Annotated in this window: 13 protein-coding genes and 1 other RNA gene; 9 read left to right on the top strand and 5 right to left on the bottom strand. The window is 70.6% G+C overall.

Annotated elements, in window-relative coordinates:
- Positions 1 to 161: 161 nt before the first annotated feature.
- The 4 genes from ACN20J_RS19900 to ACN20J_RS19885 all read right to left on the bottom strand — a co-directional run bounded on the left by ACN20J_RS19900 (position 162) and on the right by ACN20J_RS19885 (position 8,075).
- The gene (locus ACN20J_RS19900; protein ID WP_189843536.1) at positions 162 to 965 is read right to left on the bottom strand and encodes a carbohydrate ABC transporter permease; all 804 of its coding nucleotides are present in this window, start codon (positions 963 to 965) and stop codon (positions 162 to 164) included.
- A 107-nt stretch (positions 966 to 1,072) separates the two neighbouring features.
- Positions 1,073 to 2,425 carry a carbohydrate ABC transporter permease gene (locus tag ACN20J_RS19895; protein WP_419666448.1) on the bottom strand — a complete coding sequence of 451 codons (1,353 nt, stop codon included), beginning with the start codon at positions 2,423 to 2,425 and terminating at the stop codon, positions 1,073 to 1,075.
- Between the two features lie 9 nt (positions 2,426 to 2,434).
- Entirely contained in the window at positions 2,435 to 3,790 is a 1,356-nt protein-coding gene (locus tag ACN20J_RS19890) for an ABC transporter substrate-binding protein (protein WP_361920639.1), read from the bottom strand.
- Between the two features lie 439 nt (positions 3,791 to 4,229).
- Entirely contained in the window at positions 4,230 to 8,075 is a 3,846-nt protein-coding gene (locus ACN20J_RS19885; protein ID WP_190228226.1) for an FHA domain-containing protein, read from the bottom strand.
- A gap of 438 nt (positions 8,076 to 8,513) precedes the next feature.
- Between ACN20J_RS19885 and ACN20J_RS19880 the strand changes: the two genes are divergently transcribed.
- The 4 genes from ACN20J_RS19880 (at position 8,514) to ACN20J_RS19865 (ending at position 13,950) form a co-directional block, all read left to right on the top strand.
- Entirely contained in the window at positions 8,514 to 10,184 is a 1,671-nt protein-coding gene (locus tag ACN20J_RS19880) for a serine/threonine-protein kinase (protein ID WP_189843487.1), read from the top strand.
- A gap of 198 nt (positions 10,185 to 10,382) precedes the next feature.
- Complete coding sequence (locus ACN20J_RS19875) at positions 10,383 to 11,627, top strand: serine/threonine-protein kinase (protein WP_190227696.1); 1,245 nt, start codon at positions 10,383 to 10,385, stop codon at positions 11,625 to 11,627.
- A 303-nt stretch (positions 11,628 to 11,930) separates the two neighbouring features.
- Complete coding sequence (prfB, locus tag ACN20J_RS19870) at positions 11,931 to 13,037, top strand: peptide chain release factor 2 (RefSeq protein WP_189843485.1); 1,107 nt, start codon at positions 11,931 to 11,933, stop codon at positions 13,035 to 13,037.
- Positions 13,038 to 13,341: 304 nt separating this feature from the next.
- On the top strand, positions 13,342 to 13,950 hold the full coding sequence (locus tag ACN20J_RS19865; RefSeq protein ID WP_189843484.1) for an LPXTG cell wall anchor domain-containing protein: 609 nt from the start codon (positions 13,342 to 13,344) through the stop codon (positions 13,948 to 13,950).
- Between the two features lie 162 nt (positions 13,951 to 14,112).
- Here the strand turns inward: ACN20J_RS19865 and ACN20J_RS19860 are convergent, their stop codons facing one another.
- Positions 14,113 to 14,307, bottom strand: a complete 195-nt coding sequence (locus tag ACN20J_RS19860) for a hypothetical protein (RefSeq protein ID WP_055615824.1) — start codon at positions 14,305 to 14,307, stop codon at positions 14,113 to 14,115.
- Positions 14,308 to 14,630: 323 nt separating this feature from the next.
- On the opposite strand from ACN20J_RS19860, the gene ftsE reads away from it, so the two are divergent.
- The 5 genes from ftsE (at position 14,631) to ssrA (ending at position 18,723) form a co-directional block, all read left to right on the top strand.
- Positions 14,631 to 15,320: a cell division ATP-binding protein FtsE gene (gene ftsE / locus ACN20J_RS19855; protein ID WP_055615825.1), complete on the top strand. Its 690-nt coding sequence runs from the start codon at positions 14,631 to 14,633 to the stop codon at positions 15,318 to 15,320.
- Between the two features lie 88 nt (positions 15,321 to 15,408).
- Positions 15,409 to 16,326: a permease-like cell division protein FtsX gene (gene ftsX / locus ACN20J_RS19850; RefSeq protein ID WP_055615826.1), complete on the top strand. Its 918-nt coding sequence runs from the start codon at positions 15,409 to 15,411 to the stop codon at positions 16,324 to 16,326.
- 67 nt (positions 16,327 to 16,393) lie between these two features.
- Positions 16,394 to 17,560: a S41 family peptidase gene (locus tag ACN20J_RS19845; RefSeq protein ID WP_419666447.1), complete on the top strand. Its 1,167-nt coding sequence runs from the start codon at positions 16,394 to 16,396 to the stop codon at positions 17,558 to 17,560.
- A gap of 104 nt (positions 17,561 to 17,664) precedes the next feature.
- Positions 17,665 to 18,198: an SsrA-binding protein SmpB gene (gene smpB / locus ACN20J_RS19840; RefSeq protein ID WP_361999529.1), complete on the top strand. Its 534-nt coding sequence runs from the start codon at positions 17,665 to 17,667 to the stop codon at positions 18,196 to 18,198.
- Positions 18,199 to 18,335: 137 nt separating this feature from the next.
- Positions 18,336 to 18,723, top strand: a transfer-messenger RNA (tmRNA) gene (gene ssrA / locus ACN20J_RS19835).
- Positions 18,724 to 18,757 lie beyond the last annotated feature (34 nt).

The following is an 18,757-nucleotide window of genomic DNA, read 5'->3' as shown; positions in this document are numbered from 1 at the left end:
TGTGTCGGCGCGGGCATACTGCCCGGAAACGGCCGAAGGGGTTACCGGGTTACGCCGGATGCGGCATGTGGGGGACCCCGGGTGAACGCGAAGGGGCGGGCCGAAGGCGGCCCGCCCCTCGCGATGTGTACTCCGGGTGCCCGACCCGGATGTCCCGGACGCTACTTCACCGCGCCCGCCATCACACCGGACACGAACTGCCGCTGGAACGCGAAGAACACGGCCAGCGGGATGACCATCGAGATGAACGCGCCGGGCGCCAGCGTCTCGATGTTGCCGGAGAACTGACGGGTCTGCTGGGTCAGCGCGACCGTCAACGGCCGTGAGTCGGAGTCCGAGAAGACCAGCGCAACCAGCATGTCGTTCCACACCCACAGGAACTGGAAGATGCCGAGCGAGGCGATCGCGGGCCCGCCGAGCGGCAGGACCACGGTGGTGAACAGACGGGTCTCGCTCGCGCCGTCGAGCCGTGCGGCCTCCAGGAGTTCACGGGGGATCTCCGCGAAGAAGTTCCGCAGCAGGAAGATCGCGAACGGCAGGCCGAAACCCACGTGGAACACGACGACACCGATGATGGTGCCGAAGATCCCGAGATCGCCGAAGAGTTCGGACATCGGGATCAGGGCGATCTGCACCGGCACCACGAGCAGCGCCACCACGGCCAGGAACCACCAGTCGCGGCCCTTGAAGTCCATCCAGGCGAAGGCGTATCCGGCCATCGCCCCGATGACGATCACCAGGACGGTGGCCGGCACGGTGATCCAGATCGTGTTGAGCAGGGAGTCGGTGATCTCCTCCTTGCCGAGCAGGGTCGAGTAGCTCTCGGTGGTGAGCTGGGCCGGCTTGCTGAAGACCGTCCACCAGCCGGAGGCGGCGATGTCGGTCGGGTCACGGAACGACGAGGCGAGCAGCCCCACCGTCGGCGTCACCCAGAGCAGTGCGACCAGGATGAGGAAGACCCGCATCACACCGCCGGTCGCGCCGCTCGCCAGCCTGGAGGCGAGCGACCGCTCGGGCGGACCGGCCGCTTCCGCGGTCTCCGGCGGGGCTTTCAGAGGTACGGAGGGTGCGGTCACCGTCGGCGCTCCCTTCGCAGTCGGCGGATGTTGACGATCATCACCGGCATGACGAGCAGCAGCAGCACCACACCGATCGCGCTGGCGAGGCCGAGGTCTCCGCCACCGCCGGTGTAGGAGTTGTAGAGCTGCAGGGCCAGGACGTTGGCCTCGTCCTGGGTGGGCTGCGGGGCGATGATGTAGATCAGGTCGAAGATCTTCATCACGTTGATCATCAGCGTGATCAGCACGACCACGAGGACCGGAGCGAGCAGCGGGACCGTGACCCTGCGGAACACATGCCACTCGTTGGCCCCGTCGACCCGGGCCGCCTCCAGGAGGTTGCGGTCCACTCCGGCGAGACCCGCCGCGATGAGCACCATCGCGAAGCCCGCCCACATCCACGCGTACGAACCGATGATGGCCGGTGTGATCAGGCTCGGGCCGAGCCAGTCGACGCCGTTGTAGGGCGCCGCGAAGTTCGAGGACGGCAGGCGCAGTTGGGCACCGTCGGCGGAGGCCGGCAGCGTGAACGTACCGTCGTCGCCCGCCTTCGTGGAGGCCACGACCTTGCCGTCCTTGACCGCCTCGACCTTGATGCCGGGCAGGGCCTTCTCACCTGCGTCGATGGCGCCCTTCTCGCCGCCGCCGCCCAGTTTGAAGTCCAGCCAGACCGTGCCGGACACCCCGTCGCCCGAGGCCTGGGCGGCCTTGGCGTCCCCGGGGCTGCCGGGCACCTTGTTCGGGGCGATGCCCACCAGCGGGATCAGGGCCGGGGAGCCCGCGCTCACCGTGCCCGTGGAGGTGAAGGAACCCCCGCCGGACGCCTTGAGATCACTCTCGGTCGACGGGCGGGCCTTCGGATACACCGACGACTCGGCGAAGGTGTCGTGCACGCCCACCACCACGGCGTTCGCCACGCCCTGGTCGGGGTCCGCCTCGTACACGAGCCGGAAGATGATGCCCGCGGCCAGCATGGAGATGGCCATCGGCATGAAGATGACGAGCTTGAACGCCGTTGCCCAGCGCACCCGTTCGGTCAGCACGGCGAAGATCAGGCCGAGCCCGGTGACCAGCGCCGGGGCCACCGCCACCCAGATCGCGGTGTTCTTGACCGCGGTGAACGTGGCGTCGTCCGTGAAGATGTCGCCGTAGTTGCCCAGCCCCACGAAGCCCGAACCGTCGGCGTTGTAGAGACTGCGCCAGACCGAGTACCCGATCGGGTAGACCACGAGCGCGCCGAGCAGCACGATCGCGGGCAGCAGGAACAGACCCACCACCCACGCCCGGGTGCCCATCACGCTCTTGCGTTTTCCGGCGGGGGGCACCGGACCTGCCGGACCCCCCGCCGTCGCCACCTGCGACGACATGGACTGCCGTCAGCCCTTGTACGCCTTGGCGGCGGATGCTTCGAGCGCCTGCTGCGCGCCCTCGACGTCCGTGGGGGTCTTCAGGAAGTCCTGCAGCCCCTTCCACTCACCCTGCCCCTGGGTGCCACCGAAGGCGGCGGGCGCCTGGTCGGACATGTCGAAGCGGAAGTCGTCGCCCGCGTCGAGCAGCGCCTTGGCGATGTCCTCGGCCACGGCGTCCTTGTAACTCTTCAGGTCCATCTCCTTGTTGGGGGAGATGATGCCGCCCTGCGCCGCCCACAGCTCGGCCGCGTCGGTCGAGGCGAGGAAGGTGATCAGGGCCTGCGAGGCCTTGTCGTCCTTCAGGACCACGGCCACGTCACCGCCGCTGACCACCGGCGACTCGTCGCCGACCGCCGGGAACGGGAAGACCTTGGCGTCCGTGCCGATCTTGGCCTTCGTGTCGGCGTTGATGTTCGCCGCCACGAAGTCGCCCTCGTAGACCATCGCGGCCGGGGTGTCGCCCGAGAAGGTGTTCGTCACCGACTTGGGGAACTCGGTGCGCAGCGCGCCGGCCTTGCCGCCCGCGATCAGGTCGTCCTTGCCCCACAGCTGGGCCAGCGTGGTCAGGGCCTCCTTGACGGAGGGGTCCGTCCACTTGATCTCGTGCTTCGCCAGCTGGTCGTACTTCTCCGGGCCCGCCTGCGAGAGATAGATGTTCTCGAACCAGTCGGTGAGGGTCCAGCCGTCCTGGCCGCCGATGGAGACCGCGGGCGAACCGGCGTCCGACAGCGTCTGCGCGGTCTGGAGGAACTCGTCCCAGGTCTTGGGTTCCGCGGTGATCCCGGCCGCCTCGAACGCGGCCGTATTGTACCAGACCAGGGACTTGTTGGCGGCCTTCGCGTAGACGCCGTACTGCTTGCCCTTGTAGGCGCCCAGGTCCTTCCAGCCCGCCGAGAAGTTCTTGTCGATCTGCGCCTGTGCCTCGGCGCCGAGGGGCTTGACCCAGCCCTTGTCGACGAACTGGTGCAGCACACCGACCTGCGGCAGGAACGCCACGTTCGGCGGCTTGCCGCCCTGGATCTTCGTGCCCAGGAAGGTGGAGGTGTTGTTGCCGGTCGGTACGAAGCTGACCTCCGCGCCCGTCCGCTTCTCGAACTCGTCCAGGACCTTGGTGAAGTTGTCCTGCTCGGGGCCGGTCCAGACGGCCGCGACCTCCAGCTTCTGGCCGTCGAGCTTGGGGAGCTGGACGCTGGCGGCGCTGCCGCCGGTCTCGCTTCCCCCGCCTCCTTCGTCGCCCTTGTCGTCGTCACCGCCGCATGCCGTGAGCGTGAGCGCCATCGCCCCCGCGACGACGGCGGCCGCGGTTCGCGCGGTCCTGCTCATCTTGTGCGGCTTGTTGTGCGACTCGTGGTGCGGCCTGTGTGTACGGAGAGTGTTGCTGCGCATGACTTGCCCCGTTCTTCGTCGAACGTCCGAGCGCTGTCCCGTGCGCTCTTGGTCTACGCCCGTGCGCTTGGGGGCGGCAAGAGCGCCTGCGCTGTCAAGGCCGTGATCGTAACCGCGTCGTGACGTGGGGACTTGGGGGCGGGCCGTGGGGGTGGGGGGGGTTTCTCGCCCCCGCCGCCCTTACCCGTCCCATCCCTGGGGGCTGCCGCCCCCAGACCCCCGCATCGCGCTGAACGCGCTCGTCCTCAAACGCCGGACAGGCTAGAACTCAGCCTCTCCGGCGTTTGAGGAGCGGGGGTTCGGGGGCGGAGCCCCTGAAAAGGGACGGGAATGGGTAGGGGCGGCGGGGGCGAAAAAACACCGGACGAACCCGGCGCTAAAGAAGTGACGGCACCTCCGTCGCCGAGACCGAGCGGGCCGCTCGTTCCAGGGCGCTGGCCAGGAGGGCGAGGTCCGTGGGCCCGTTGCCCAGTTCGCGGACGGGCCGCCGCGCGGGAGGATCACCCATGCGGGCCCACTCCAGCGGCACGACAGTGGGACGCAGGGTCGCCGTACGGGGGATACGACCAGTGACCCGGCCCCCCTGGAACGCCGTTGACCGACCGGCCGGTCCGCCGAGCCGCCCCCGCCCGGGCGCAGGCTCCTCCGGCCCGGCCACCACCGCTTCGAGAACAACCCGAAGCGTCGCCCGCCGAGCCAGCTCAGTCTCGTCCGTCCGCTCCCCGCCCCCGGTCGCGGCCACCAGATGCACCCCGAGCCGCTCCCCGTCCCGCGCCACGGCTTCCAGCGCCCGCACGACCGAACCGGCGGCGGGACGCCCGGGGGAGCCCAGCGCGGGCGAGAGCAGCGCGTCGAGATCGTCGACGACCACGACGAGCCGGGGGAGCGGAGGCCCCGCCTCCGGCCGGGGCCGGCTCGCGACGGGACGCAGCCGGAGCGTGGAACTGGAGGGCGTGTCGAGGTCCCCGGCCCCGGCGGACCCACCGGCCGTACCGCCCGTCTGCCTGGCCGCCGCAGAACCCGCCGAACCGGCCGAACGCTGGGCGACGACACGGCCCGACGCCCCCTGCCGGTCCTGCCGATCCTGTCGCGCCTGCCTGTCCTGTCGGTCCTGAAGCGAGTGCCACTCGGCGAAGTCGAGCCGGCCGAGCAGCTCGGCCCGCCGCTTCAGCTCGGCGGACAGCGACTGGGCGAACTCCCGCATCCGTACGGGATCGTGGGCGCCCAGATGCGTCGTGACGTGAGGCAGGTCCGTACACACCTGGAGCCCGTCCCCGCGCGCGGCCGTACCGCCGCCGCCCGTGCCGTCCCGGCCGTCGATGAGCACGATGCCGAGCCGGTCGGGCCGCTCCGCGGCGGCGAGCGAGGCGGCCACCGAACGCAGCAGCTCGGTGCGCCCGCTGCCCGAGGGGCCCTCGACCAGCAGATGCGGACCCTCGACCGCGAGGTCCACGGACACGGGCCCGCGGGGGCCGGCGCCGAGCACGGCCGTGGCCCGGCCGCCGAGCGCCTCCGTGTCGTCGGCCGCGTCCGCCCAGCGGGCCATCAGCGACGCCGGGGTGGCCCTCGCCAGGCCCAACTCGTCCAGCAGCCGGGCGGATTGGGGCAGCGGCGCGGACACACGGGTGTGCCGCTCGCCTGCCACGCCGTCCGCGCGCAGCGGCGCCAGCGCCCGGGCGAACCGCTCGGCCCAGGCCATGGACACGGCGTCCACCGCGGCGACCGTGCCGTGACCCACCGGCCCGCCCTGCGTGGCGGATGCGGACGCGCCCGTCTGCTTGCCGTGCGCCACGCGCAGCAGCCGCAGCGCCGTCGCCACGTCACCGCTGAGCAGCGCGACGGCACCGCACTCCCGGAAGGCGGGCGAGGCCGCGCAGGCCGCCTCGTACGTGTCCGTCACCGGTGAGGCGGGCGACGCGGCCGGCGTCTCGACCAGACAGATGACGTGGATCCCGGCCTGGGGCCCCTCGGCCGCGAGCCGCGACACGGCCTCCCGTACACCGGCCGACCCGGGGTCCCCGTCCACCACGACGACGGTGTGGGGGCCCGGCCACTCGGTCTCCGCCGGATCGTCGGACCGCGCCCAGGAGGGCCGCCTGGCCCGCCCTCGGGCCGCCGCGTCACTGGTCTGCGTACCGCTGCGGGGGAGTCCAAGGTGAGTGATGTTGCTGTCGCGTGCGGTGGGGTGGGCGCGGGGCAACGCCGGGCCGGCGGTCCCGTCGGCCGCCGAGCCGCCGTCGGACGGATGCCTCGGCCGGGCCACGCCCTCGGAGGAGGAAGAAGAAGAGGGAAAGGGAGTGGAAGAGGGAGAGGGAGAGGAGGAAGGCGAGGAAGAAGGTGAGGATCCTGGACGGCCGCCACCGCCACCGCCACCGCTATGGCCCCGCTCGCCGCCCGTCTCCCGTCGCTCGCCGGGCCGTTGTACGGCCCCGAAGGCCCCGCTGTCGTCCGGTGAGCCCTCGCCGAGGCGAAGCCCTCCGCCGGTGGATACGGACGCCCGGCCCACTTCCGCCAGGTGGTCCTCGAGCCGGCGGACCAGCTCCTCCGTACGCGCCGTCGCCTGTTCGCGGTCGTAGGCGAGGAGGAGGCGGCAGTCCTGGCCGTGGGTGGGACGAAGATGCGGGAGCCAGCCGAGCCAGGACCACTCGGCGGTGCGCTCCTCCACGGAACGCGAGCGATCCGTGCTGATCAGGGTGATTTCCAGCGCGTCGGGCGAGTGCAGCGCGGCGAGCTGGGCGACCACCGCGCGGGCGAGCCCCGAGAGGCGGCCACGCGGCCCGGCCAGGCCCAGTGCCCCGACCTCCCGCAGACCCGCGGTCACCGGCACCGAGGGCAGCAGGCCGGAGCCGTCGGGCGCGCTCCGGTCCGCCGTGCCGAGCCGGACCGTGAGCGTCTCCGGGTGTCCCGGGCCGCGCTCCCACAGCCGCGGTCCCGGTCCGAGCGCGGCCAGCAGCAGTGCGGCGGGATCGGGCCACCGCTCGGGAGCGGAGGCACCCGCGACGAGGGGCTCCTCGGCGGCCGGTGTCTCGTAGGCATCGTCATAGGCGTCGTCGTACGCCTCGTCGTGCTCCGCGTCCGGCTCGTCGCTCCGGCCGCCCGCGAGCCGCCGGGCCCATGCGGAGAGCCCGCCGCGCTTGCGCACACCGCGGGGCACGGGTGTCCCCCGGAGGGGAGTGCCTTTTCGGCCGCCCTCACCGGGGGCGGGTGCGTCCGGGGTCTCCTCGGGGGCCGACGCCGAAGGCGCTCTGGAGTCCCTGCTCTCGATCCGCGGCGCCCTGCCCTGCCCGGGCACGACGGTCGGGCCCGCGGGCGTGTGCCCCTGGGGCGAGGACGCGGCCCCAGCGGCCCCATGGGAGCGCCCGCCCTCGGCCGAGCCCCACCCGGCGGTGCCGTACCCGTGATGCGTCTCGCCGGTCGGCGGCGCGGCCTGGAAACGGGACGCCGCCTCCGGAGCACCCCCGTCGTCACCGTCGCGCGCGTGGGGCACCCTCGCGGCTCCGGCCGCCTCGCCGGGCGCCGATGCCTGCTGTCCCGTACGACCGGCCGTGGTCGTCGTCGGCTGTTCCCGCTCTGCTGGCTCCGGTGCCGTCACGACCCGGATGTGTCCCTCGCCGTCCGGTGCGGTCTCCCGCACGACGGCCGGTTCGCCCGCCGGGGCCAGGCGCAGCGCCGATTCGCCCACTCGGAGGAGTGCCCCCGGGGCGAACCGCACCTGGCGCTCGCTCACGCGCCGGCCGTCCAGTGTCGTGCCGTTCGTGGAGCCCAGGTCCGCCACCGAGACGCGGCCGTCCGCCGCGACCGTCACTGCGCAGTGCAGGCGGGAGACGTCCGGGTCGTCCAGCGGCACGTCCGCGTCGGCCGAGCGGCCGATGTCGATCCGTCCGCCGTGCAGGAAATGGACACCTCCGGCGTCGGGCCCGGCCACCACGCGCAGCTGTGCCGCGGCGGGGTCGAGGTCGGGACCGGGCTCCGCGGGGGAGCCGAGGGACAGCACGGCGCCGTCCATGAGAGGTGGCTCACCCAGCGTGCAGCGCTGCGCGTCGAGCCGCTCCGCCCCCGCGTACAGCACCCCGGCCCCCTCGCCCCCGACCGCCGAGGCGAGGCCGGAGGCCACCGCCGCGAGCGCGGTCCCGGCGGGTGCTGTGACCAGCACGTCGCAGGACGCGGGGCGTCCCTCGGGGCGCGTCCCCAGCGGGTCTACGACGGTCAGCCGGATCTGCATCGCCGTCAGCGGTCCCTTCTGTCGCGGGCGCCCGCGACGAGGCTGCTCCGCGATCCCCCACCGCAGATTCCCCCCACCGCACACGGGCACGTCGGCCAGTACGGGAAGCATCCTCGCACCTGCCACTGACAACACGCCCGTCCTCCACCGGCAAGTGATCTTGATTGGTCGGCTCTGCCCGCAAAAGTGCCTGACCAATGCCCGAGCGATGTCCGCTTGAGATCGGTCACGTCAAGATGCGGCAACCAAACCACCCAAAGCGAGCGTCTTTTCATCGAACACATACAGGAACGCCTTACGTAATGCATGGGTGGACGAGGTGAGGGAAACCGCAGCGGGACGACAGCCCGGTGCCGCGTTCGACGGCACTACAGTGGGTCGGAACCACCCGTAGCAGGGTGGACGGATCAGTCAGGCAAGCAGCAGGGAGCGCATGACGTGCGGCCGGTAGGGAGCAAGTACCTCCTTGAGGAGCCGCTTGGGCGCGGCGCCACAGGCACCGTCTGGCGCGCCCGCCAGAGGGAGACAGCGGGCGCCGAGGCGGCAGTACCCGGTCAGCCGGGTGAAACGGTGGCGATCAAGGTCCTCAAGGAGGAGCTCGCCAACGACGCGGACATCGTGATGAGGTTCCTGCGCGAGCGCTCCGTGCTGCTCCGCCTGACCCACCCGAACATCGTGCGCGTACGGGACCTCGTGGTCGAGGGCGATCTGCTGGCCCTGGTCATGGACCTGATCGAGGGCCCCGACCTCCATCACTACCTGCGCCAGAACGGCCCGTTCTCGCCGGTCGCCGCCGCGCTCCTGACCGCCCAGGTCGCCGACGCGCTCGCCGCCAGCCACGCCGACGGAGTGGTGCACCGCGACCTCAAGCCCGCGAACGTCCTGCTCAACCAGGACGGCGGCCAGATGCACCCGATGCTGACGGACTTCGGCATCGCCCGCCTCGCCGACTCCCCGGGCCTGACCCGCACCCACGAGTTCGTCGGCACGCCCGCCTATGTCGCGCCCGAGTCGGCCGAGGGCCGCCCGCAGACCTCCGCCGTCGACATCTACGGCGCCGGAATCATGCTGTACGAGCTGGTCACCGGCCGTCCCCCGTTCGGCGGCGGATCGGCCCTGGAGGTTCTCCACCAGCATCTGAGCGCCGAGCCGCGCCGGCCCTCCACGGTCCCCGACCCGCTGTGGACCGTCATAGAGCGCTGCCTGCGCAAGAACCCGGACGAGCGGCCCAGCGCCGAGAACCTCGCCCGCGGGCTGCGTACGGTCGCCGAGGGCATCGGCGTGCACGCGAACTCCGCGCAGATCGCCGCCGCCGAGGCCGTGGGCGTCCTGCTCGCCCCGGACCTGGCGCCCGCCGCCGTGCCGGGCGACTTCGGTGCCGCCGACCCCACCCAGGTGCTCCCGCAGGGCGCCGCCTCGTACGACCCGAACGGCGCGACCAGCGTCCTGCCGCACACCGGCGCCGCCGATCCCACCGCCGTGCTGCCCAACCGTGGCGCGGCCGACCCGACGGCCGTGATGCCGCCGGTGCCGCCGGGCCAGCCCGGGGGTGGGCCCGAGGACCCGCACCCCTGGCAGAACCAGCTGCGGGCGGCCCGCGACCGCAACGAGCCGACGCAGATGCAGCCCTACCTCGACCCGAACGAGGACCCGCTGCGCCGGCGCCCCCAGCGCCAGGTCGCCAGGCCCCAGCAGCAGCCACCGCCGCCGCAGAGGCCCCAGCAGCCCCAGCAGCGACGGCAGCGTCCGCCCCAGAACCAGCAGGGGTACGGCTATCCGCAGCAGGGGCAGCAGCCCCAGGGGTACGCGCCCCAGCATCAGCCGCAGCAGCGGCACGCTCCGCCCCAGCAGCCTCAGCAGCCCGCGCCGCGACCGCCGCGCGAGCCCCGGCAGCGCAGCGCCAACCCGATGAAGATCCCCGGGCTCGGCTGCCTCAAGGGATGCCTGTTCACCATCGTCATCCTGTTCCTGGCCGGCTGGGCGATCTGGGAGTTCAGCCCGCTCCAGGGCTGGATCGGCACGTCCAAGAGCTACTGGGACCAGCTGACGGACTGGATCGGCACGGTCTCCGGCTGGGTCGAGGACCTGGGCGGCGGTTCCGCGAAGTAGGTAAGTCTTCTCAGCGGCCGGTCTCAGCGGCCGGTAAGTCTTTTCCGGTATTTCAGAGCATTGCCCCTTCAAATCCCCGGAACCGCGGTGCGGTTCTGGGGATTTGTCGACACCTGGGGGGTGATTTCTGTCGCCGAAGAGGAGGTTGGCGCTCTGGGCGCGTAGCTTTATCGGCAACACGCGCCCGTAGGAGCAGTCTTGGTACGGAAGATCGGCAGCCGGTACACCGCCAACCAGATTCTGGGGCGGGGCAGCGCCGGCACGGTGTGGCTCGGCGAGGGGCCCGAGGGCCCCGTCGCCATCAAGCTGCTGCGCGAGGACCTCGCGTCCGACCAGGAGCTCGTGGGCCGTTTCGTGCAGGAGCGGACGGCCCTGCTGGGCCTCGACCACCCGCACGTCGTCTCCGTACGCGACCTCGTGGTCGACGGCAACGACCTCGCCCTCGTCATGGACCTCGTCCGCGGTACGGATCTGCGGACCCGGCTCGACCGGGAGCGGCGCCTCGCGCCCGAGGCGGCCGTCGCCATCGTGGCCGACGTCGCGGACGGACTCGCGGCGGCGCACGCGGCGGGGGTCGTGCACCGGGACGTCAAGCCGGAGAACGTGCTGCTCGACATGCAGGGACCGCTCGGCCCCGGCGGCTCGCATCCCGCGCTGCTCACCGACTTCGGCGTCGCCAAGCTCATCGACTCACCGCGGCGGACACGCGCGACGAAGATCATCGGTACGCCGGACTACCTGGCGCCCGAGATCATCGAGGGCCTGCCCCCGCGGGCGGCCGTCGACATCTACGCCCTGGCGACCGTCCTGTACGAACTCCTCGCCGGGTTCACGCCGTTCGGCGGGGGACACCCGGGTGCGGTCCTGCGGCGGCACGTCACCGAGACTGTCGTCCCGCTGCCCGGGATCCCCGAGGAACTGTGGCAGCTGCTCGTGCAGTGCCTGGCGAAGGCGCCCGCGTCCCGCCTGCGGGCGTCCGAGCTGGGCGAGCGGCTGCGGGAGCAGTTGCCGCTGCTGGCGGGGATGCCGCCGCTGGACGTGGACGAGCCGGACGGCGACGAGGACGGGGGCGGCGGGTACGACGACGGGCCGGCCGAGCCGGAGGCTCCGCGCGAGCGGGTCCGGCGCGGGGCCGTTCCCCTCGTACCCGGGGCCAAGCCGGACTCGAACCGTGACACGCATACGTCGATGAGGGTGCCCGGGCCCGACGAGCTCGCGGGCGGCGCGCGTGGCACGGCCCGCGCTCCGCGTGCCGCCGGGGCGCCGCGGCCGGGGTCCGCCCGCCACCGGGCCGCCGCCGCTCGGCGCCGGCGGATCACGCTGGGGGCGGCGGGGGTGGCGCTCGTCGCCGCGGTGGGGGTTGGCGCGTGGTTCGCCACCTCGGGGGACGACGCGGGTGCGACACCCTCCGAGACGGAGTCGTCGGCACCGGCTTCGCCCTGACGGGCGGGAGGCCCTCCGGGGCGGGGCGGAGTGTTGGGTGCGGGTCGCCCGTGGCTGGCCGCGCAGTTCCCCGCGCCCCTGGGTGGGTGGGGCTGGTGTGTTGGGTGCGGGTGGGTCGGTGCTGAGTGCGCGGTTCCTCGCGCCCCTAAAGATTGCGCAGTTCCCCGCGCCCCTTGGTTTTAAGGGGCGCGGGGAACTGCGCACCCGGGCCCCACCCACCCGCACCCGACAAACCGAGCCCCGCAAACGCAAGCCCCCCGTTCCACCGGCGGAGCCACTTCGTGGAGCCGTTACGCTGGAGGCGTGGCAGTCGTCGATGTATCCGAAGAGCTCAAGTCCCTCTCCTCGACCATGGAGTCGATCGAGGCCGTCCTGGACCTCGACAAGCTGAGGGCAGACATCGCCGTGCTCGAGGAGCAGGCGGCAGCGCCGTCCCTGTGGGACGACCCGGACGAGGCGCAGAAGATCACCAGCAAGCTGAGCCACCTCCAGGCCGAGGTGCGCAAGGCCGAAGCGCTCCGCGGGCGTATCGATGATCTCAGCGTTCTCTTCGAGATGGCCGAGGAGGAGGACGACCCGGACACCCGCGCCGAGGCCGAGACCGAGCTCACCGCCGTCAAGAAGGCGCTGGACGAGATGGAAGTCCGCACTCTGCTCTCCGGGGAGTACGACTCCCGCGAGGCGCTGGTCAACATCCGCGCGGAGGCCGGTGGCGTGGACGCCGCCGACTTCGCCGAGAAGCTGCAGCGCATGTACCTGCGCTGGGCCGAGCAGCACGGATACAAGACGGAGGTCTACGAGACCTCGTACGCGGAAGAGGCCGGCATCAAGTCGACCACCTTCGCCGTCCAGATCCCGTACGCGTACGGGACGCTCTCGGTGGAGCAGGGCACGCACCGGCTGGTGCGGATCTCGCCCTTCGACAACCAGGGTCGGCGCCAGACGTCGTTCGCGGGTGTGGAGATCCTTCCCGTCGTCGAGCAGACCGATCACATCGAGATCGACGAGTCCGAGCTCCGAGTGGACGTGTACCGCTCGTCCGGGCCCGGCGGCCAGGGCGTCAACACGACCGACTCCGCGGTGCGGCTCACCCACCTGCCCACCGGCATCGTCGTCTCCTGTCAGAACGAGCGGTCGCAGATCCAGAACAAGGCGTCCGCGATGAACGTGCTGCAGGCCAAGCTCCTCGACCGGCGCCGGCAGGAGGAGCAGGCCAAGATGGACGCCCTCAAGGGCGACGGCGGCAACTCCTGGGGAAACCAGATGCGTTCGTACGTCCTGCACCCGTACCAAATGGTCAAGGATCTGCGCACGGAGTTCGAAGTCGGAAACCCCGAGGCCGTTTTCAATGGCGAGATCGACGGGTTCCTCGAGGCCGGAATTCGCTGGCGCAAGCAGCAGGAGAAGTAGGCGACATTTGTAGACGTCGCTTTGTCGACAGGGCAACTGCCATCCACCGGACGGCAGTTGCCCTTTGTGTAGGCCGATGTCTGGGTTTTACATCACACTCACATGACGCTGTGCCGGTCAAATGAGCTTGATCTGGACATCGCGGTCGCAACGACCTTGACGTTGCATTGAAAAGTGGGAAAGCTGACGCGCGGCATGCGTATCTCTGGGGCGCATGTGAACCGGGGGCTCCACCGAGCTTTCCCCGACGTCGCGGCCCCGGGCGCTGCACCATTGACGATGAGCTACTGGGGGTAGCAACCAGATGACCAAGAAGACGCGCATCCGGATCGCGCGGATAGCCGCCGGCGCGGTGATCGCCGCCGGTGCCTCGCTGACCGCCGCCGGTGCCGCCTCGGCTCTCGATGTCGGTGTCGAGGTGGGCGGTCTGAACGTCGGCGCCAGCGCCGACAAGGACGGTGTCGAGGTCGGCCTCAATGTCGACGACCCGACGACCCCGGCCCCGACTCCCACCGAGCCGACCGAAGAGCCGACGGTGATCCCGACGGACCCCACCGAGGAGCCTCCCACCGAGGAGCCGCCCACGGAGGAGCCGACCGAGGAGCCCACCGAGCCGACCGACGAGCCCACCGTTGAGCCGAGCGACCCGGGCAACGACAACGGTGGCAGCACCGGTGGCAACGACACCGACCCCGACGGCGGCTCCCAGCCGGTCGAGCAGGGCGCGGGCAAGGAGAGCCTGACCGACACCGGTTCGGACACCTCCGCCCAGGGCACCGGTGGCGAGCTGGCCGAGACCGGCGCCGCCGAGAACATCACGTACCTGCTGATCGGCGCCGCGACGATGATCGCCGGCGGCATCGGCTTCCGTATGCTGCCCCGCCTGATGAACGGCCGCGGCGCGGCTGCCTGACGGACGTCGTCATGGGCGTACGCCTATGAGTGCGTGAATGCGTGAGAAGGGCCCGGAGCTTCAAGCTCCGGGCCCTTCTTCATGTCTTGTCTGCTCTGTTCGCGCCTTTGCCGCCCGCTGCCGCCGTGCCTCGTGCGTGCCCGCTCGTGCCTCGCGTGCGTCCTACGCGGTCTGGTGGGCCAGCAGGGCCACTGCCGCGATCAGGATGGCGAGCAGTGCGATCAGCGCCATGGGGTTGAGGCCGCCTCCGAAGGGGCCCTCCTGCTGCAGTCGCGCACGGTTCGCGCGGCAGACGGGGCAGCGGCCTTCGTTCACGGGCGCGGCACAGTTCGCGCACACCAGCCGGTCGTACGTCATGCGCTCGCCCTCCTTGCACCGGTTCCACGTACACAACGCTCTCGGGAACGGATACGTTCCCCCTCCACTGTGCCAGGTTCCTCCGGAGGCTGCGCGGCTCGCTCTCAGATGGGGCGGCTTGCGTTTTCCCGCGACTACGGACCGTGTGTGGCCGGTCGCGCGGTTCGTCGTGCCCCTTCGGAGCGCAGCCCTCTTCTCAGGTTGCCCCGCACAAAAGCGCACAACCCTTGCGCAACCTCTCCCGGCGACTGCGCGCGTGTACCCGGGTCGCGTATGGTCACGCTCATCTAACCCCGATATCCCCGACGGCCTGTGGTGCATCCGTGATCCGATTCGACAACGTGTCCAAGGTCTACCCCAAGCAGACCCGCCCCGCTCTGAGGGATGTGTCCCTGGAGGTCGAGCGAGGCGAGTTCGTGTTCCTGGTGGGGTCCTCCGGCTCCGGAAAGTCCACCTTCCTGCGGCTGATCCTCCGCGAGGAGCGGACCAGCCACGGCCAGGTGCACGTCCTGGGCAAGGACCTCGCGCGCCTCTCCAACTGGAAGGTGCCGCAGATGCGCCGCCAGCTCGGGACGGTGTTCCAGGACTTCCGGCTCCTGCCGAACAAGACGGTCGGCGAGAACGTCGCCTTCGCGCAGGAGGTCATCGGCAAGTCGCGCGGCGAGATCCGCAAGTCCGTGCCGCAGGTGCTCGACCTCGTCGGGCTCGGTGGCAAGGAGGACCGGATGCCCGGTGAGCTGTCCGGTGGTGAGCAGCAGCGGGTGGCGATCGCGAGAGCGTTCGTCAACAGACCCAAGCTGCTGATCGCGGACGAGCCCACCGGAAACCTCGACCCGCAGACCTCCGTCGGCATCATGAAGCTGCTCGACCGGATCAACCGGACGGGCACGACCGTCCTGATGGCGACGCACGACCAGAACATCGTGGACCAGATGCGCAAGCGCGTCATCGAGCTGGAGAAGGGCCGACTAGTCCGCGACCAGGCGCGCGGCGTGTACGGCTACCAGCACTGACCGCGACCTCCCCCACGCTCGCGGATTCATCGCGGAACAGGGGGAGGACTCCCCACGCATCCGCCACGGAAAGGCCTGAGAAGACGCCATGCGCGCCCAGTTCGTTCTGTCGGAGATCGGTGTCGGTCTCCGCCGCAATCTGACGATGACCTTCGCGGTCGTCGTCTCGGTCGCCCTGTCCCTCGCCCTGTTCGGCGGTTCGCTCCTGATGAGCGACCAGGTGAACACGATGAAGGGCTACTGGTACGACAAGGTCAACGTCTCGATCTTCCTCTGCAACAAGAGCGACGCGGAGTCCGACCCCAACTGCGCCAAGGGAGCGGTCACCACCGAGCAGAAGAAGCAGATCGAGACCGACCTCGACAAGATGTCCGTCGTCGAGACCGTCTCGCACGAGTCCAGCGACCAGGCGTACAAGCACTACAAGGAGCAGTTCGGCGACTCCCCGCTCGCCGCCTCGCTCACCCCGGACCAGATGCAGGAGTCCTTCCGCATCAAGCTGAAGGACCCGGAGAAGTACCAGGTCATCGCGACCGCCTTCGACGGCCGGGACGGCGTGCAGTCCGTGCAGGACCAGAAGGGCATCCTCGACAACCTCTTCGGGCTCCTCAACGGCATGAACTGGGCCGCCCGCGCGGTGATGGCGATGATGCTCGTCGTCGCGCTGATGCTGATCGTCAACACGGTGCGCGTCTCGGCCTTCAGCCGTCGGCGTGAGACCGGGATCATGCGCCTGGTGGGCGCCTCCGGCTTCTACATCCAGGCGCCGTTCATCATGGAGGCCGCGGTCGCCGGACTGATCGGCGGCGGGGTGGCGTGTGCCTTCCTGCTGATCGCCCGGTACTTCATCATCGACCACGGTCTGGCCCTGTCGGAGAAGCTGAACCTGATCAACTTCATCGGCTGGGACGCCGTTCTCACGAAGCTGCCGCTCATCCTCGCGACGAGTCTGCTGATGCCCGCGCTTGCCGCGTTCTTCGCGTTGCGCAAGTACCTGAAGGTGTGATGCATGACAAGAGGGCCGTACCGGCAAGCGCCGGTACGGCCCTTCTCGTTGTCCTAGACTCACCGGCATGTCAGGCCGCGACCTGTTCTGTCAGCCCCGCCGCTTCGGCCGCGGGGCGGCCCTGACGTTGGTCTTCGCGAGCGTTCTCGCGGCGGGCGCCGCGACCGGCTCGTTCGACACCCCCGGCCGCAAGAGCGCCTCCCCGTCCACCAGGTCCGCCCCGGCGGGCCACCAGGAAGAGGTCACCGACGCCGCCGCCGAGGCGATGGCCGACGGCAAGTCCCCGGTCGAGGCCGCCGAGCGGGCCGTCAGCCGCAGCGGCGACCGGTGGGGCGCGGTCTACTCCCAGGGCGAGTACGAGGAGTTCGAGGAAGCCCTCGACGGCCAGTACACCGGCGTCGGCCTGTGGGCCCGGCGCGAGCGCGACGGACGTATCGAGGTGACCCGGGTCCAGTCCGGCTCGCCCGCGCAGGCCGCCGGGATCCGTGAGGGCGACCGGCTGCGCAGTGTCGACGGCCGCCGGGTCGACGGCAGGCCCGTCACGGAGGTCGTCTCATTACTGAGGGGCGACGCCACCGACGCGAGCGCCGGGACGACCGTCGCTCTCGGCCTTGAGCGCGGCACGCACGCGTGGCGCGAGACCCTGCGCCGGGCCCGTCTGTCCACCGACTCCGTGACGGTCCGCGAACTGCCCGGCGGCGTCACCGTGATCAAGGTCGCCGCCTTCACCAAGGGCTCCGGAGACCTCGTACGGACCGCCGTGGCCGACGCTCCCACGGGCACCGGGGTCGTCCTCGATCTGCGCGGCAACTCCGGCGGCCTGGTCACCGAGGCCGTCACCGCCGCCTCCGCCTTCCTCGACGGCGGCCTCGTCGCCACGTACGACGTGAACGGCGACCAGCGTGCCCTGCACGCCGATCCCGGCGGTGACACCACCAGGCCCGTGGTCGCGCTGGTCGACGGCGGCACGATGAGCGCGGCCGAGCTCCTCACGGGAGGCTTGCAGGACCGCGGTCGTGCGGTCGTCGTGGGCTCCAGGACCTTCGGCAAGGGCTCGGTCCAGATGCCGAGCCGGCTGCCCGACGGCTCCGTCGCCGAGCTGACCGTCGGGCACTACCGCACCCCCTCCGGCCGCGGGGTCGACGGCCGCGGCATCACCCCCGACCTGGAGGCCGAGGCGGGCGCGCTGGAGCGGGCCGAGACCGTACTGAGCGGGCTCGGCGACCCCTCGTAACCGACCGGACACGGCTTTCCGGGCCGACGGTCCGCATCTCCCGTAATCGGCTTTCCCTCGTGGGCCCCTCTAGTGCGAAAATGGCCAGCACTATGAGCAAGGGCATGTACGTACCGAAAGAATCCCAGCCGAAGCAGGGAGGGGGCACCTCCGGCAAGGTCAAGGACGGCAAGCGCAAGATCGTCGCGCAGAACAAGAAGGCGCGGCACGACTACGCCATCATCGACACCTACGAGGCCGGGCTCGTCCTCACCGGCACGGAGGTGAAGTCCCTGCGTCAGGGCCGGGCCTCGCTGACCGACGGCTTCGTCCAGATCGACGGGAACGAGGCGTGGCTGCACAACGCCCACATCCCGGAGTACAGCCAGGGCACGTGGACCAACCACACCGTGCGCCGCAAGCGGAAGCTGCTCCTGCACCGCGAGGAGATCGACAAGCTGGCGTCGAAGTCCGAGGAGACGGGTCACACGATCGTGCCCCTCGCCCTCTACTTCAAGGACGGTCGCGCGAAGGCGGAGATCGCGCTCGCCCGGGGCAAGAAGGAGTACGACAAGCGGCAGACCCTCCGCGAGAAGCAGGACCGGCGGGAGTCGGACCGGGCCATCGCTGCGGCCAAGCGGAAGCAGCGGGGCCAGTAAGAGGGCCGGTGGGCCCCCCGCCGCCGGGAATACGGTGGCATGGGTGCGCGTTGGTCACGTACGATGGCACTGCGCCTCGTAGCGGGTGCACACCTCTTCGCTTGGAGAAGTTCCGAAGGGGATTGAAAAATCAACATGGGGATGATCGGTTTCGACAGCGGATGTTGAAGCAGGGGAAGCGTGTCGAGGAAGCGGCAATGATCTCGTTAACCATATGTCGCAACCAATAATCGCCAATTCCAAGAGCGATTCCCAGTCCTTCGCCCTCGCTGCCTAATAACAGCGACTGAAGGACCCTAAAAGGGTGTCAGCCCGGGGGTGTTCCCGACCCGGACCCTGGCATAATCTAGGGAACTAAACCATCGAGCCCGGTCACGGGGTTCGATGGGAAATCAAACAGTGACTGGGCCCGTCGGCGACTTGTTTGCGTGATCACCGGGGCCGAGAAAATCGAAGCGAACTGCACACGGAGAAGCCCTGATTCTGCACCGGTGGACGCGGGTTCGATTCCCGCCATCTCCACTCATCCCATGTTAAACAAAGGCCCCGCTGCCCAGGC

This window comes from Streptomyces sp. 2-1, from assembly GCF_048564895.1.
GTDB lineage: Bacteria > Actinomycetota > Actinomycetes > Streptomycetales > Streptomycetaceae > Streptomyces > Streptomyces phaeochromogenes.
The sequence above is the reverse complement of the archived record's forward strand: the minus strand, read 5'-3'. Positions and strand labels throughout refer to the sequence as shown.